Source organism: Pseudoalteromonas sp. G5_S1_14_S5 (assembly GCF_054968605.1).
Genome location: NZ_JBQKUM010000013.1, coordinates 28,957 through 43,117, shown reverse-complemented (window position 1 = coordinate 43,117; position 14,161 = coordinate 28,957). Strand labels below are relative to the sequence as shown.

Annotated in this window: 14 protein-coding genes; all 14 read left to right on the top strand. The window is 44.0% G+C overall.

The window, feature by feature from the left end:
• Positions 1-88 precede the first annotated feature (88 nt).
• The 14 genes from tsf to rnhB all read left to right on the top strand — a co-directional run bounded on the left by tsf (position 89) and on the right by rnhB (position 14,109).
• Positions 89-934 carry a translation elongation factor Ts gene (gene tsf, locus ACTRWI_RS06035; RefSeq protein ID WP_499129888.1) on the top strand — a complete coding sequence of 282 codons (846 nt, stop codon included), beginning with the start codon at positions 89-91 and terminating at the stop codon, positions 932-934.
• 161 nt (positions 935-1,095) lie between these two features.
• Positions 1,096-1,827: a UMP kinase gene (gene pyrH, locus ACTRWI_RS06030; protein ID WP_004738586.1), complete on the top strand. Its 732-nt coding sequence runs from the start codon at positions 1,096-1,098 to the stop codon at positions 1,825-1,827.
• Positions 1,828-1,925: 98 nt separating this feature from the next.
• The gene (gene frr, locus ACTRWI_RS06025) at positions 1,926-2,483 is read left to right on the top strand and encodes a ribosome recycling factor (RefSeq protein WP_004738588.1); all 558 of its coding nucleotides are present in this window, start codon (positions 1,926-1,928) and stop codon (positions 2,481-2,483) included.
• A gap of 98 nt (positions 2,484-2,581) precedes the next feature.
• The gene (gene uppS / locus ACTRWI_RS06020) at positions 2,582-3,334 is read left to right on the top strand and encodes an undecaprenyl pyrophosphate synthase (protein ID WP_004738590.1); all 753 of its coding nucleotides are present in this window, start codon (positions 2,582-2,584) and stop codon (positions 3,332-3,334) included.
• Between the two features lie 15 nt (positions 3,335-3,349).
• On the top strand, positions 3,350-4,192 hold the full coding sequence (locus ACTRWI_RS06015) for a phosphatidate cytidylyltransferase (protein ID WP_499129887.1): 843 nt from the start codon (positions 3,350-3,352) through the stop codon (positions 4,190-4,192).
• A 50-nt stretch (positions 4,193-4,242) separates the two neighbouring features.
• Positions 4,243-5,451, top strand: a complete 1,209-nt coding sequence (gene ispC, locus ACTRWI_RS06010) for a 1-deoxy-D-xylulose-5-phosphate reductoisomerase (protein ID WP_499129886.1) — start codon at positions 4,243-4,245, stop codon at positions 5,449-5,451.
• Positions 5,448-6,806 (top strand): sigma E protease regulator RseP, encoded by a 1,359-nt coding sequence (gene rseP / locus ACTRWI_RS06005; RefSeq protein WP_499129885.1) that lies wholly within the window; start codon positions 5,448-5,450, stop codon positions 6,804-6,806. Before ispC ends, rseP begins: the two co-directional genes overlap by 4 nt.
• 48 nt (positions 6,807-6,854) lie before the next feature.
• A complete protein-coding gene (bamA, locus tag ACTRWI_RS06000; protein ID WP_499129884.1) occupies positions 6,855-9,260 on the top strand; it encodes an outer membrane protein assembly factor BamA in 2,406 nt (801 codons plus the stop codon).
• Between the two features lie 27 nt (positions 9,261-9,287).
• The gene (locus ACTRWI_RS05995) at positions 9,288-9,788 is read left to right on the top strand and encodes an OmpH family outer membrane protein (protein ID WP_499129914.1); all 501 of its coding nucleotides are present in this window, start codon (positions 9,288-9,290) and stop codon (positions 9,786-9,788) included.
• 5 nt (positions 9,789-9,793) lie between these two features.
• Complete coding sequence (gene lpxD, locus ACTRWI_RS05990) at positions 9,794-10,825, top strand: UDP-3-O-(3-hydroxymyristoyl)glucosamine N-acyltransferase (RefSeq protein ID WP_499129883.1); 1,032 nt, start codon at positions 9,794-9,796, stop codon at positions 10,823-10,825.
• Between the two features lie 114 nt (positions 10,826-10,939).
• Entirely contained in the window at positions 10,940-11,371 is a 432-nt protein-coding gene (gene fabZ / locus ACTRWI_RS05985; protein ID WP_499129913.1) for a 3-hydroxyacyl-ACP dehydratase FabZ, read from the top strand.
• Between the two features lies 1 nt (position 11,372).
• Positions 11,373-12,161 (top strand): acyl-ACP--UDP-N-acetylglucosamine O-acyltransferase, encoded by a 789-nt coding sequence (lpxA, locus tag ACTRWI_RS05980; RefSeq protein ID WP_004738600.1) that lies wholly within the window; start codon positions 11,373-11,375, stop codon positions 12,159-12,161.
• Positions 12,162-12,243: 82 nt separating this feature from the next.
• Complete coding sequence (gene lpxB, locus ACTRWI_RS05975; RefSeq protein ID WP_499129882.1) at positions 12,244-13,440, top strand: lipid-A-disaccharide synthase; 1,197 nt, start codon at positions 12,244-12,246, stop codon at positions 13,438-13,440.
• A gap of 48 nt (positions 13,441-13,488) precedes the next feature.
• The gene (rnhB, locus tag ACTRWI_RS05970) at positions 13,489-14,109 is read left to right on the top strand and encodes a ribonuclease HII (protein WP_499129881.1); all 621 of its coding nucleotides are present in this window, start codon (positions 13,489-13,491) and stop codon (positions 14,107-14,109) included.
• The last annotated feature ends 52 nt before the right edge of the window (positions 14,110-14,161 follow it).

Below are 14,161 nucleotides of genomic sequence, written 5' to 3'. Positions count from 1 at the left end.
TAAATGTAAGCTAAGTTATAGTTAGATCGGGGGCCTCATTTTGGCCCCTGATTTTTACCTTATTTTCGAATCAACCGAGGAATAGAGAATGGCAACTGTAACTGCTGCTCTAGTTAAAGAACTTCGCGAGCGCACTGGCGCTGGCATGATGGAATGTAAGAAAGCGCTTGTAGAAGCAAACGCTGACATCGAACTAGCAATTGAAAACATGCGTAAATCTGGCGCAGCGAAAGCAGCTAAGAAAGCTGGTAACGTTGCTGCTGAAGGCGCAATCATCATCAAAGAAGAGAACGGTGTAGCTGTTCTTCTTGAAGTTAACTGCCAAACTGACTTCGTAGCAAAAGATGCTAGCTTCACTGCATTCGCAGAAGAAGTAGCAGCTGAAGCAGTAGCTACTCAAGCTTCTGTAGAAGAGCTACAAGCTAAGTTCGAAGAAACTCGCGTTGCTCTAGTTGCAAAAATCGGCGAAAACATCAACATCCGTCGCGTAGCATACGTACAAGGTGCTGCTCTAGCTTCTTACCGTCACGGTGAGAAAATCGGTGTTGTTGTAGCTGGTGAAGGCGAAGCTGAAACTCTTAAGCACGTTGCTATGCACGTTGCTGCTTCTCGTCCTGAGTTTGTTAACCCAGAAGACGTACCAGCAGACGTAGTTGCTAAAGAGAAAGAAGTTCAAGTTGAAATCGCTATGAACGAAGGTAAGCCTCAAGAGATTGCTGAGAAAATGGTTATCGGCCGTATGAAGAAATTCACGGGCGAAATCTCTCTAACAGGTCAAGCTTTCATCATGGAACCTAAGAAAACTGTTGGCGAAATCCTTAAAGAAAAAGGCGCTGCAGTATCTAACTTCGTACGTTTAGAAGTTGGTGAAGGTATCGAGAAAGCTGCTGAAATGAGCTTCGCTGACGAAGTTGCAGCGGTACAAAAAGGTTAATCCTTAGCGTATTGTTTGAAAAAAGACCGTGGCAAATGCTGCGGTCTTTTTATGAATAGTGAACTATTTTTGAAGGCAACGTTAGTGGTTATGAATGCAAACTGACTTACTCAGTTTTTATTCATGACTGTTAATCATCAACTCTTTGGAAGGTAAACTCCATGACTACGAACCCTAAACCAGCGTATCAACGTATTCTGTTAAAACTTAGCGGTGAAGCGCTACAAGGCGAAGAAGGTTTTGGTATTGACCCAACGATCCTTGATCGTATGGCTCAAGAAGTAAAAGAATTGGTTGAACTAGGCGTTCAAGTTGGTGTTGTTATCGGTGGCGGTAACCTGTTCCGTGGTGCTGGTCTTGCTGAAGCTGGCATGAACCGCGTCGTTGGTGACCACATGGGTATGCTTGCAACAGTAATGAACGGCCTTGCTATGCGTGACGCTCTGCACCGTGCTTACGTAAACGCACGTGTAATGTCTGCAATCCCTCTAAAAGGTGTGTGTGACGACTACAACTGGGCAGATGCAATCAGCCAACTACGTCAAGGTCGCGTTGTGATCTTCTCTGCTGGTACTGGTAACCCATTCTTCACTACTGACTCTGCTGCATGTCTACGTGGTATCGAAATCGAAGCTGACGTAGTTCTAAAAGCGACAAAAGTAGATGGTGTATTTACTGCTGACCCAGTAGCAAACCCAGACGCAGAACTGTATGATACTTTGTCTTACAATACAGTTCTTGAGAAAGAGCTTAAAGTAATGGACTTGGCTGCATTTACGCTAGCACGTGATCACAAAATGCCAATCCGTGTATTTAACATGAATAAGCCAGGCGCACTACGCCGCGTGGTTATGGGTGAAACTGAAGGTACATTAATCAGCGACGCTGACTAATTTTTCGGGCTTACTGGGGGCTATACTTTGGTAAGCTTTATCCTTATCACTCCAAATAAAAAGCTTTCTTGAAGAAAGAACATAATCAAGGTGAAATTGTGATTAACGAAATCAAAAAAGACGCTCAAGAGCGCATGGAAAAAAGTGTTGATGCACTAAGAAACAGCCTGCAAAAGATTCGTACAGGTCGTGCACACCCAAGCCTACTTTCTGGCCTTACAGTAGAGTACTACGGTGCACCAACGCCTTTGACTCAAGTTGCTAACGTTATTGCTGAAGACGCTCGTACTCTAGCAATCACAGTGTTTGATAAAACATTAACGCCTTTAGTTGAAAAAGCGATCATGACATCTGACCTAGGTCTAAATCCTATGTCTGCGGGTACGGTTATCCGTGTTCCACTTCCACCGCTAACGGAAGAGCGTCGTAAAGACCTAGTTAAAATCGTTCGTGGCGAAGCTGAAGGTGGTCGTGTTGCTATCCGTAACATCCGTCGTGACGCGAATGGCGATCTAAAAGCACTTCTTAAAGACAAAGAAATCTCTGAAGATGAAGATCGTAAAGCACAAGACGAAATTCAAAAGCTAACTGACGCTGCGGTTAAGAACGTAGACGAAGTCCTAGCAACTAAAGAAAAAGAGTTGATGGAAGTTTAATTTTCCATATTCTTTTCTTTCCGGAAAAACGCTGTACTCACTGTTCAGCGTTTTTTTATGCTACTCTGTTCGACTATTAGAATTTGATTCACTCTTTTATGCATAATTCTCAAGCGTTCACAGACTCTCTTCCTAAACACATTGCTGTCATTATGGATGGTAATGGTCGCTGGGCAAAAGCTCAGGGTAAGCCTCGCGTCTTTGGTCATAAAAACGGTGTTCAAGCCGTTCGCAAAACCATCTCTTCTGCTGCCAGACTCGGCATTAAAGCCGTTACACTTTTCGCATTCAGTAGCGAGAACTGGCGTCGACCAGAAGAAGAAGTGGGTATTTTGATGGAACTCTTTATCTCTGTGCTTTCAAGTGAAGTGAAAAAGCTCCATAAAAATAATCTACAACTGCGTGTTATTGGTGATAAAAGTCGTTTCAATGATCGACTACAAAAGAAAATCGAAGAAGCGGAAGCTTTGACTAGCACCAATACCGGTATGGTTATCAATATCGCCGCGAACTACGGTGGTAAGTGGGATATTCAGCAAGCTATGACTTCCATCGCTCAACAGGTAAAGTCTGGCGATATTAATGTAGAAGACATTGATGAAGCTATGATTACACAACACCTGACGATGGCGGATATTCCAGAAGTTGATCTACTGATCCGTACCAGTGGTGAATGCCGCATTAGTAACTTCATGCTTTGGCAGTTGGCTTACGCCGAAATGTACTTTACTGAACAATTCTGGCCAGACTTTAATGAAGACAGCTTAGTAGAAGCTGTGACTTGGTTTGTAAACCGTGAGCGCCGTTTTGGCTGCACCGGTGAGCAGATTAAAGCTCTGATGGACAGTTAATAAGGATTTTTTGGTTTGAAACAACGAATTATTACAGCGTTGATTTTAGCTCCCCTAGTTATTCTAGGAATTTTCGAGTTATCACTTCCTACGTTTATCCTTTCATTAGCGGTTATCTCGCTATTGGGTTACTGGGAGTGGACTCAATTTGTTGAAAGCAAATCGCGTTATTTAGCGTTGATTCCAACGGTTGTAGTAAGTGCTGCAAGTTTTGCTTTTATTCCTTTTGATGCATTTCGCCTAAATAACTTATCGAGTGCTCACTACGCCATTCTAACGATTGGTTCTATTTGGTGGGTAATCGCAAGTGGTATGGCAGTGACTTATCCTAAGTCTATGCCAGCATGGAAAGACTCATCGTTTCTTCGTCATGGTTTTGGTGTACTAACTCTGCTGCCATTCTTTTGGAGTGTAGTGATTTTGCGCGCTAACGGTATTGACGTTGATCCTTACCATGGCGCAAAACTCGTGATGTTTGTGTGTCTACTTGTGTGGGCTGCAGACAGTGGCGCTTACTTCTCTGGTAAGAGCTTCGGTAAGCGTAAAATGGCGCCAGCCGTTAGTCCGAACAAGACAATTGAAGGCCTGATTGGCGGTATCATCACCGCGGTGATTGTGGCTTGGATTTTTGCTGACTTGTTCAATATCCAATTCTCAAGCCCTCTACACATGATTGTGATTACGCTTGTGACCGTTGTTATCTCTGTTCTTGGTGACCTTGTCGAAAGCATGTTCAAGCGTGTTTCTGGGGTTAAAGACAGCAGTAATCTTATTCCTGGTCATGGTGGTATACTAGATAGAATCGATAGCTTAACGGCTGCATTCCCTGTCTTTGCTCTGCTTTACTTAGCATTCTAATTAAAAGGGCAGTGAATCTGCCCTTTATTACATTTCTACGGTCATATGTGATGCGAAATCTAACTATCCTAGGCGCAACTGGCTCAATTGGTGCAAGTACACTAAAAGTCGTTGAGCAAAACCCAGATCTTTATTCAGTCGTTGCGCTGGCTGCTGGCTCGAATGTTGAAAAGATGCTGGCGTTAGTAGAAAAGTGGCAACCAAGCTATGTTGCTATGGCTTGTCCTGATGCTGCATCTCAGCTAGCTGACACCTTGTCTATCAATCACCCTAACCTCCAAGTGCTCTCAGGCTCTGAAGGCATATGCAAGGTTGCTTCTTTGGGTGAAGTGGATACTGTGATGGCTGCGATTGTTGGCGCGGCAGGCCTACTTCCTACTATGTCAGCAGTTAAAGCGGGTAAACGTATTCTGCTGGCAAATAAAGAAGCCTTGGTGATGTCTGGACAGCTATTTATCGATGCTGTAGAAAAGTATGGCGCTGAACTTCTTCCTGTAGATAGTGAGCACAATGCTATCTTCCAATGCTTACCACAAAACGTCCAAACTAATCTAGGTCGCTGTGATTTAGAAGCTAATGGTATTAACCATATCCTATTAACTGGTTCTGGTGGCCCTTTCCGTTATACCGACGTGGCTGAACTGGAGTCAGTGACTCCTGAACGCGCTATCGCACACCCTAACTGGTCTATGGGACCTAAGATCTCAGTCGATTCTGCGACTATGATGAATAAAGGTCTTGAGTACATTGAGGCGAAGTGGCTATTTAATGCGTCTCAAGAGCAGTTAAAGGTGATCATCCACCCTCAATCTGTGATTCATTCTATGGTTCAGTACAAGGATGGTTCAGTTCTTGCTCAAATGGGTGAACCAGATATGGCGACACCAATCGCATTGACGATGTCGTATCCTGAACGCACTGAAGCGGGTGTTAAGCCTCTGGATTTCACTAAAGTCGGTGAACTAACTTTCTTAGAGCCAGACTTCAAGCGCTACCCTTGTTTGAAATTAGCCATTGAGGCGTGTTACTTAGGCCAGCATGCAACGACAGCAATTAACGCAGCAAACGAAATTGCGGTCGACGCTTTCTTGAACAATCAGGTTAAATTTACCGATATTGCTGTCATTAATGAACATGTTATGAGCAAAGTATGTGAACAACATAACTCTGAAGGCTTAGATAGCTTGGAAAGCCTGCTTGAGCTAGATAATATGTCTCGTCAAATAGCCATTCAATTTATTAAAGAGCAGCTAGCATGAGTGGAATTATATGGAACTTCGCATCTTTTATCATAGCGCTTGGCATTCTAGTCGCGGTTCACGAGTTTGGACATTTCTGGGTTGCTCGTCGTTGCGGTGTAAAAGTTGAAAAATTCTCGATTGGTTTTGGTAAATCAATCTGGAGCAAAGTTGGCCGTGATGGTACGGAATACAGCTTGTCTGTGATTCCACTGGGCGGCTACGTAAAAATGCTCGATGGTCGTGTCGATGACCTATCAGAAGACGAGCAGCAGTATGCGTTTGATAAAAAGCCACTGTGGAAGCGAACCGCGATTGTTGGCGCTGGTCCTGCGTTCAACTTCATTTTTGCTATGTTTGCATATTGGTTAGTATTTTTGATCGGTGTGCCAGCTGTTAAGCCCGTGATTGGTGAGGTAACTCCACAATCTATTGCTGCACAAGCCGGAATTGAAACTGGAATGGAACTTAAATCTATTTCGGGAATCAAAACCGCAGATTGGGAATCAGTCAATATGGGTTTAATATCGCATATTGGTGATAAATCGATGACAGTAACTGTGTCTTCGCAAGATGATATCGGCTTTGAGCAGCAATTGACGTTGGATATTTCAGACTGGTCGTTCAACCCAGAAACTGAATCTGCAATGACAACGCTTGGCTTTAGACCATACTCTCCAGAGATCTCGACAGTGCTGGCTCAAGTGACTGATGATGGTGCTGCTTACTCTGCTGGTCTCGAAGCGGGCGATCAAATTGTTGAAATTAATGGTCAACCAATTGAGTTGTGGCAATCAGTGGTTGATTTAATTCGCTCAAGCCCAATGACACCTTTAGATGTTGTCGTATCAAGAAACGGCAGTGAGCAATTACTCGTTATGACACCGAAAAGCCGTGAACTTTCTGATGGTTCAACAATCGGCTATGCGGGTATTGCTCCGGAAGTCGCAGAATGGCCAGAAGATTATCGCTTTGAGTTACAATTTGGTGTAATTGAGTCTGTAGGGAAAGCATTTGATAAAACAGGTCAAATCATTGGTCTGACCCTTACTATGCTGAAGAAGCTCATCGTTGGTGATGTTGGCTTAAACAACTTAAGTGGCCCGATTTCAATTGCTAAAGGTGCAGGTACAACCGCCGATTACGGTTTGGTTTACTTCCTAGGCTTTTTAGCTCTGATCAGTGTTAATTTAGGTATTATTAATTTGGTTCCGCTGCCTATGCTTGATGGCGGACATTTGCTCTTTTTCGCTATTGAGGCTGTTACTCGTAAACCAGTCCCTGAGAAAGTCCAGGAGATGGGATACAGAGTGGGAGGGGCGATCCTCTTCTCTTTAATGGCTCTGGCAATATTTAACGATTTTACTCGTCTGTGAATGGTTTCTCACAGGCATTGGTAGTAGCAAGGAATAATTAGAAAAAGTATGGCGATTAAGCAAATTCTGTTCGCAAGTCTATTAGCCACCAGTGTGGCTGCGAATGGAGCACAAAACTTTGTAGTTCAAGATATCAAGATCGAAGGTTTACAGCGTGTTGCACTTGGTGCAGCTTTATTGAAAATGCCAGTACGTATTGGCGATGAAGTAGATGAAAGCGATGTTTCTGAGATCATTCGAGCATTGTACGCTTCGGGTAACTTTGAAGACGTTAAAGTGCTTCGCGATGAAGGTGTCTTGATTGTTCAAGTGAAAGAACGACCAACCATCGCAAGTATCTCTTTCTCAGGCAATAAAGCGATCAAAGAAGAACAACTTCAACAGAACCTAGATGCATCTGGTGTTCGTGAAGGTGAAGCTCTTGACCGTACTACGCTAAGTAACATCGAGAAAGGCCTTGAAGATTTTTACTACAGTGTTGGTAAATACAACGCGACAGTAAAAGCGGTTGTGACACCTCTGCCACGTAACCGTTCTGACCTTAAATTTGTCTTTACTGAAGGCGTTTCAGCTAAGATTCAGCAAATTAACTTTATTGGTAACGAAGTGTTTACTGATGAAGAACTGCTTAGCCGCTTCAACCTCAATGTTGATGTGGCTTGGTGGAACTTCCTAGCGGATGAAAAATACCAGAAGCAAGTGCTTGCTGGTGATATTGAAGCGCTTAAATCTTACTACCTTGACCGTGGTTACCTGAAATTTAAGGTTGACTCTACGCAGGTGGCGATCTCTCCTGATAAGAAAGGTGTTTACATTACGCTTGGTCTAGATGAAGGCGAAGCTTACACAGTTAAAGACGTATCATTCCGTGGTGAGCTTATTGGCCGCGAAGCTGATTTTGAAGCGCTTGTGCCATTTGAAGACGGTGATACTTATAACGGTTCTTCTGTGACATCACTGGAAGAAGGCGTTAAGCGTATTCTTGGTGAGTCAGGTTATGCGTATCCGCAAGTTCGTACCATTCCAGAATTCAATGACGAAACCAAAGAAGTTTCATTGGTGATTAACGTAGAAGCGGGTAGCCGTATCTATGTACGTGACATTCGTTTTACAGGTAACAACTCGACAAAAGACGAGGTGTTACGTCGTGAAATGCGCCAAATGGAAGGCAGCTGGCTTAACTCTAAATCGATTGATACTGGTAAGAGCCGTCTTAACCGTTTAGGTTTCTTCGAAACAGTTGACGTACAAACCGTTCGTGTACCAGGCAGCGAAGACCAAGTTGATTTGGTTTATAACGTTAAAGAAGCAAACTCGGGTAGCATCAACTTTGGTGTCGGCTACGGTACTGAGTCTGGTGTGAGCTTCCAGGTTGGTCTTCAACAAGACAACTTTGCGGGCTCTGGTAACCGTGTTGGCGTAAGTGCTATGATGAACGATTACCAAAAGAACGTGAGCTTAGACTACCGTGACCCATACTGGAACCTAGATGGTGTGAGCTTGGGTGGTAAGATATTCTACAACGAGTTTGAAGCATCTGAAGCGGGTATCGTCGACTATACCAACCAAAGTTATGGCACGAGCTTAACATGGGGCTTCCCTATGGATGAGCTGAATCGCATGGAGTTTGGTGTTGGCTACACACACAACAAGATCGGTAACGTTCCGACTTATATCCAGGTTGAACAGTTTGCGAGAAGTATCGGCCAATATGGTGACGATCACATCTTAACTGATGACTTCGATATCAATATTTCTTGGACACGTAACAACTTGAACCGTGGTTTCTTCCCAACAGAAGGTAACCACCAACGTGCTTTCGCTAAAATGACGGTACCTGGCTCTGATGCTCAGTACTTCAAAATGCAGTACGATGTAAAACATTACATCCCGCTGACCAAAAAGCATGAGTTCACTCTATTGATGCGTGGCCGCTTAGGCTATGGTAATGGTTATGGTCAAACGGATGGTAACGATAACTTGTTCCCATTCTACGAGAACTACTATGCGGGTGGCTTTACAACCCTACGTGGTTTTGGTTCTAACTCGGCAGGTCCGAAAGCCGTTTACGGAAGCAGTACAGGTAACAACCCAACCTACGACACCACTACGGATGATTCAGTAGGTGGTAACGCAGTTGCTTTGGCAAGTTTAGAGCTAATCGTACCTACACCGTTTGCGTCTGATGAAGCACGCAGCCAGATTCGTACCAGTGTCTTCTTCGACATGGCAAGTGTTTGGGATACCGAGTTCGTAGACCGTGGCGCACCTAATAGTGGCAGTCAGTACTACTACGATTACTCTGATCCAACGAATTACCGTTCATCTTATGGTGCTGCCCTTCAATGGATGTCACCGATGGGCCCACTGGTTTTCTCTCTAGCGAAACCAATTAAAATTTACGAAGGTGATGATGAGGAATTCTTCACATTCACCATTGGTAGAACTTTCTAATATTTAAAGGACAATATTTTGAAAAATATGATTAAAGCAGCAGGTCTAGGCCTTGTAGTTCTTAGCTCTTCTTTCTTTGCAACAGCTGCTGAAGCTGCGCAAAAGGTGGGTTATGTAAACACTGCACAAGTATTCCAGGCTCTACCTCAGCGTGAAGTTGTTCTTCAAAAAATGCAGGAAGAGTTCAAAGACAAAGCAGCGGAGCTGCAAAGCATTCAAGCGGAAGCTAAGACTAAGATTGAAAAGCTTAAGCGTGATGGCGAGCTACTAGGTCCAGACGAAGTTGAGAAGCTTCGTATCGAAGTTGGTCAACTAGACAGCAAGTACAAAATCAAAGCTCAAGCTCTAGAAAAAGCAAGCCAACGTCGTGAAGCACAAGAAAAGCAGAAGCTCTTCAAAGTGATTCAAGATGCTGTAACGAAAGTTGCAGAAAAAGAAGGCTACGACATGATCGTTGATATTCAAGCACTACAATACGGTAAGCCTGAATTCAACATCTCTGAGAAAGTAATTAAAGAACTAAAATAAGTTTTATGAAGACACTGACTTTAGCCGAATTGGCAACCATTACCGGGGGGGAGCTACATGGTGACGGTGCTGTAACCGTTTCTGCTGTTGCTCCTATGGATAAAGCGCAAGAAGGCAACATTACGTTCCTTTCTAACGTTAAGTACAGCAAGCACCTAGGTGACTGTAAAGCATCAGCTATTATGGTTAAAGAGAGTGAGTGCGAACTGTGTAAGACTAACGTGATTGTGGTCGGTGACCCTTACGTTGCCTTTGCTAAGGTTGCTCAAGCGCTTGATACTACTCCTGTACCTGCTGTGGATATTGCTGATTCAGCTTCGATTGCGAGCGATGCAACACTTGGACAAAATGTGTCTATTGGTGCGAACGCCGTGGTTGAGTCTGGTGTTGTTCTTGGTGACGATGTGATCATCGGTGCTGGTTGCTTTATCGGTAAAAACGCAAAGATTGGAGCTGGCACTAAGCTTTGGGCTAACGTAAGCATTTACCATGAAGTGGTAATTGGTGAAGCTTGTTTGGTTCAATCAAGTACTGTGATTGGTTCTGATGGCTTTGGCTATGCGAATGAGAAAGGCGAGTGGATCAAGATCCCTCAAGTTGGTTCTGTTCGTATTGGTAATCGCGTAGAGATCGGTGCATGTACTACGATTGACCGCGGTGCGCTAGATGACACGGTTATTGAAGACAACGTTATCATCGATAATCAAATGCAAATCGCACACAATGTTCACATCGGATATGGTTCTGCTCTGGCGGGTGGTACTATCATCGCAGGCAGCACAACGATAGGTAAGTACTGTATTATTGGTGGTGGTAGCGTTATCAATGGTCACATTGAGATCGCAGATGGCGTGACGATTACCGGTATGGGAATGGTTATGCGCAGCATCACTGAGAAAGGCATGTACTCTTCGGGTATTCCTTTACAGCCAAACAAAGAATGGCGTAAAACAGCAACGCGTGTTCATCGTATTGATGAAATGAACAAGCGCTTGAAAGCCGTAGAAAAACTTATCGAGAAGAGCGCGGAATCTTAATTCCAGCATTTCTAATAAAAGGCTCGCGTACAGCGAGTCTTTTTCATTTATAATCTTTCTAATTAAATAAAGAATACATATAGGAATACGACTTTGACTACTGAACAGACAACGATGAACATTACTGAAATTCAGGAACTATTACCTCATCGCTACCCATTCTTAATGGTTGATCGTGTGACTAGCTTTGAAAAAGAAAAAACATTGACTGCAATTAAGAATGTTTCTGTTAACGAGCCTCAGTTTACTGGCCACTTCCCTCAACTTCCTGTATTTCCAGGTGTGCTGATCCTAGAAGCGATGGCGCAAGCAACAGGCCTTCTTGCATTTAAATCTTTTGGTGCACCTTCTGGTAACGAGCTTTACTACTTCGCAAGTGTTGATAAAGCGAAATTCCGTAAGCCAGTAGTTCCTGGTGACCAGCTGGTTATCGATGTTGAATTCCTAAAAGAGCGTCGTGGCATCGCGTCATTTAACGGCGTTGCGAAAGTTGACGGCGAAGTAGTATGTTCAGCTGAACTTAAATGTGCTCGTAGAGAGTTTTAATATGATTCATGAAACAGCAAAAATTCACCCGGCTGCAGTTATTGAAGGTGATGTAACGATTGGTGCGAACGTAACAGTTGGCCCTTTTACTTACATTGCTGGTAATGTAACCATTGGTGACGACACAGAAATCATGTCGCATGTTGTGATCAAGGGTCACACAACTATTGGTAAAGAAAACCGCATTTTCCCACACGCTGTGATTGGTGAAGAGAACCAAGACAAGAAGTACGGTGGCGAAGACACTACGGTTGTGATCGGTGATCGCAACGTGATTCGTGAAGCGGTTCAAATCCACCGTGGTACGGTTCAAGATAAAGCAACCACGGTGATTGGGGATGACAACCTGCTTTGTGTTAACGCTCACGTAGCGCACGACGTTATTGTTGGTAACCACACTCACATTGGTAACAATGCTATCTTAGGTGGTCACGTAACAGTTGGTGATTACGCTGGTGTTATGGCGCTTTCTGCGATTCACCCGTTTTGTTCAATCGGTGCTTACGCTTACATTGGTGGTTGTTCTGCCGTTGTTCAAGATGTACTTCCGTATGTACTTGCACAAGGTAACCATGCAGCACCATTCGGCCTTAACCTTGTAGGTCTGAAACGTAACGGGTTCGAGAAACCAGAGATTCGCGCGTTGCAAAAAGCGTACAAAGAGCTTTACCGCTCTGGCAAAACACTTGAAGAAGCGAAAGCGGCTTTAGTTGAAATGGCGAAAGAGTTTGCTTCGGTAACTCCTATGCTAGAGATGCTAGAGAACTCTGAGCGCGGTATTATTCGTTAATACCAGGTGTGATTGATATAAAAAAGATCGCTACTTTTAAGGCGATCTTTTTTGTTTTAGGCGAGAAGGGAATTGGAAAAATATGGCACAGCAAGACGCACAAACCAATAACTCAGGCTTTGTTTCCAACGAGCCACTGCGTGTAGGTATTGTTGTTGGAGAACTCTCTGGCGATACCCTTGGCGAAGGTTTTATTAAAGCGATAAAAGCTCAGTACCCGAATGCAGAATTTGTCGGTATTGGCGGGCCAAAAATGAAAGCGCTAGGCTGTGAATCTTTGTTTGAGATGGAAGAGCTCGCCGTAATGGGCCTTGTTGAAGTTCTTGGTCGCTTGCCTCGTTTGTTAAAAGTAAAAGCAGAGCTGGTTAAATATTTTACTCAGAACCCACCAGATGTGTTCGTTGGTATTGATGCTCCCGACTTTAACTTGAGACTGGAGCTAGACCTTAAGAACGCCGGTATAAAAACGGTTCATTACGTTAGCCCTTCAGTATGGGCATGGCGTCCAAAACGTATTTTTAAGATCGACAAAGCAACCGACCTGGTACTAGCGTTCTTACCATTTGAAAAAGCGTTCTACGACAAATACAACGTTGCCTGTGAATTTGTTGGTCATACACTAGCAGATGCCATTCCACTCGAGCCAAATCAAGCGGAAGCACGAGAACTGCTTGGCCTAAAGCAAGACAAGCAGTGGCTGGCGGTTCTACCGGGCAGTCGTGGTGGTGAAATGAAGCTTATCGCGCAACCGTTCATTGAAACTTGTAAGCGTATCAAACAAAAGTACCCAGACATCGGTTTTGTGGTGGCTGCTGTTAACGAAACCCGCAAGCAACAGTTTATCGAAATTTGGAAGGCGACAGCACCAGAATTGGATTTTGTCATTGTGCAGGATACAGCTCGTAACGTGATCACTGCAGCGGACTCAGTACTATTGGCATCGGGCACGGTCGCTCTTGAGTGCATGCTGCTTAAGCGTCCAATGGTTGTGGGCTACAAAGTGAATAAGTTGACTGGCTACATTGTTAAGAAGCTGGCTATCACTGAGTTTGTGTCACTGCCGAATATTCTGGCAGGTGAAGAAATCGTCAAAGAGCACATCTTGGAAGAGTGCCATCCAGACTTCTTATTCCCTTCGGTTGATAAGATGCTATCTGCAGATAATAGTGCGCTGATTGAACGCTTTACTGAAATGCACCACTGGATCCGTAAAGATGCAGACAAACAAGCTGCCAACGCGGTGCTGAAATTGATCGGCCGAGAGTTTGTTGAATCATAACGTGCTAGTTTCAAAAGCACGGGCTTAAAAGTTACAAAGAGAATTGTCATGGCAGTAAAAGAGAAAAAAGAGCTTCCACCTTTCGAATACCCTCAAGGCTACCAGCTATTTGCTGGCGTCGATGAAGTAGGGCGTGGGCCATTGGTTGGCGATGTAGTGACAGCTGCGGTTATCCTAGACCCTAATAATCCTATTGAAGGCTTGAACGATTCAAAGAAACTGTCTGAGAAAAAGCGCCTCGCTCTGCTTCCTGAAATTAAAGAGAAAGCATTGGCGTGGTCTGTAGGTCGTTGTTCACCGCAAGAAATTGATGAACTCAATATTCTACAAGCGACTATGGTTGCGATGCAGCGTGCGATTGCTAGGTTAAGCGTCCAACCAGATATGGCTTTGATTGATGGTAACCGTGTACCTGAGTTGCCAATGGCCGGTGTTGCAGTGGTTAAAGGTGACTTGCGCGTCGCTGAAATCAGTGCAGCGTCTATTATTGCTAAAGTCGTACGTGACCAAGAGATGGAAGAGCTTGATAAGCTTCATCCGGAATTTGGTTTTGCTAAACACAAAGGTTACCCGACGAAGGCGCATTTCGAGGCAATTGAAAAGCACGGTGTTACCGAGCATTATCGTAAGAGCTTTAAGCCAGTAAAACGTATTTTAGGCATTGATTAAGTGCTACACAGATAAGCGTTCATCTTCGAATAAATTTGCTTACTAGCAATAG

Excerpts from the sequence above, each read along its gene's own strand:
- bamA (WP_499129884.1), top strand. The coding sequence starts at position 6,855 with ATGGCGATTAAGCAAATTCTGTTCGCAAGTCTATTAGCCACCAGTGTG.
- tsf (WP_499129888.1), top strand. The coding sequence starts at position 89 with ATGGCAACTGTAACTGCTGCTCTAGTTAAAGAACTTCGCGAGCGCACT.
- fabZ (WP_499129913.1), top strand. The coding sequence starts at position 10,940 with ATGAACATTACTGAAATTCAGGAACTATTACCTCATCGCTACCCATTC.
- lpxA (WP_004738600.1), top strand. The coding sequence starts at position 11,373 with ATGATTCATGAAACAGCAAAAATTCACCCGGCTGCAGTTATTGAAGGT.
- lpxD (WP_499129883.1), top strand. The coding sequence starts at position 9,794 with ATGAAGACACTGACTTTAGCCGAATTGGCAACCATTACCGGGGGGGAG.
- lpxB (WP_499129882.1), top strand. The coding sequence starts at position 12,244 with ATGGCACAGCAAGACGCACAAACCAATAACTCAGGCTTTGTTTCCAAC.
- pyrH (WP_004738586.1), top strand. The coding sequence starts at position 1,096 with ATGACTACGAACCCTAAACCAGCGTATCAACGTATTCTGTTAAAACTT.
- ispC (WP_499129886.1), top strand. The coding sequence starts at position 4,243 with ATGCGAAATCTAACTATCCTAGGCGCAACTGGCTCAATTGGTGCAAGT.
- rseP (WP_499129885.1), top strand. The coding sequence starts at position 5,448 with ATGAGTGGAATTATATGGAACTTCGCATCTTTTATCATAGCGCTTGGC.
- uppS (WP_004738590.1), top strand. The coding sequence starts at position 2,582 with ATGCATAATTCTCAAGCGTTCACAGACTCTCTTCCTAAACACATTGCT.
- rnhB (WP_499129881.1), top strand. The coding sequence starts at position 13,489 with ATGGCAGTAAAAGAGAAAAAAGAGCTTCCACCTTTCGAATACCCTCAA.
- ACTRWI_RS05995 (WP_499129914.1), top strand. The coding sequence starts at position 9,288 with ATGATTAAAGCAGCAGGTCTAGGCCTTGTAGTTCTTAGCTCTTCTTTC.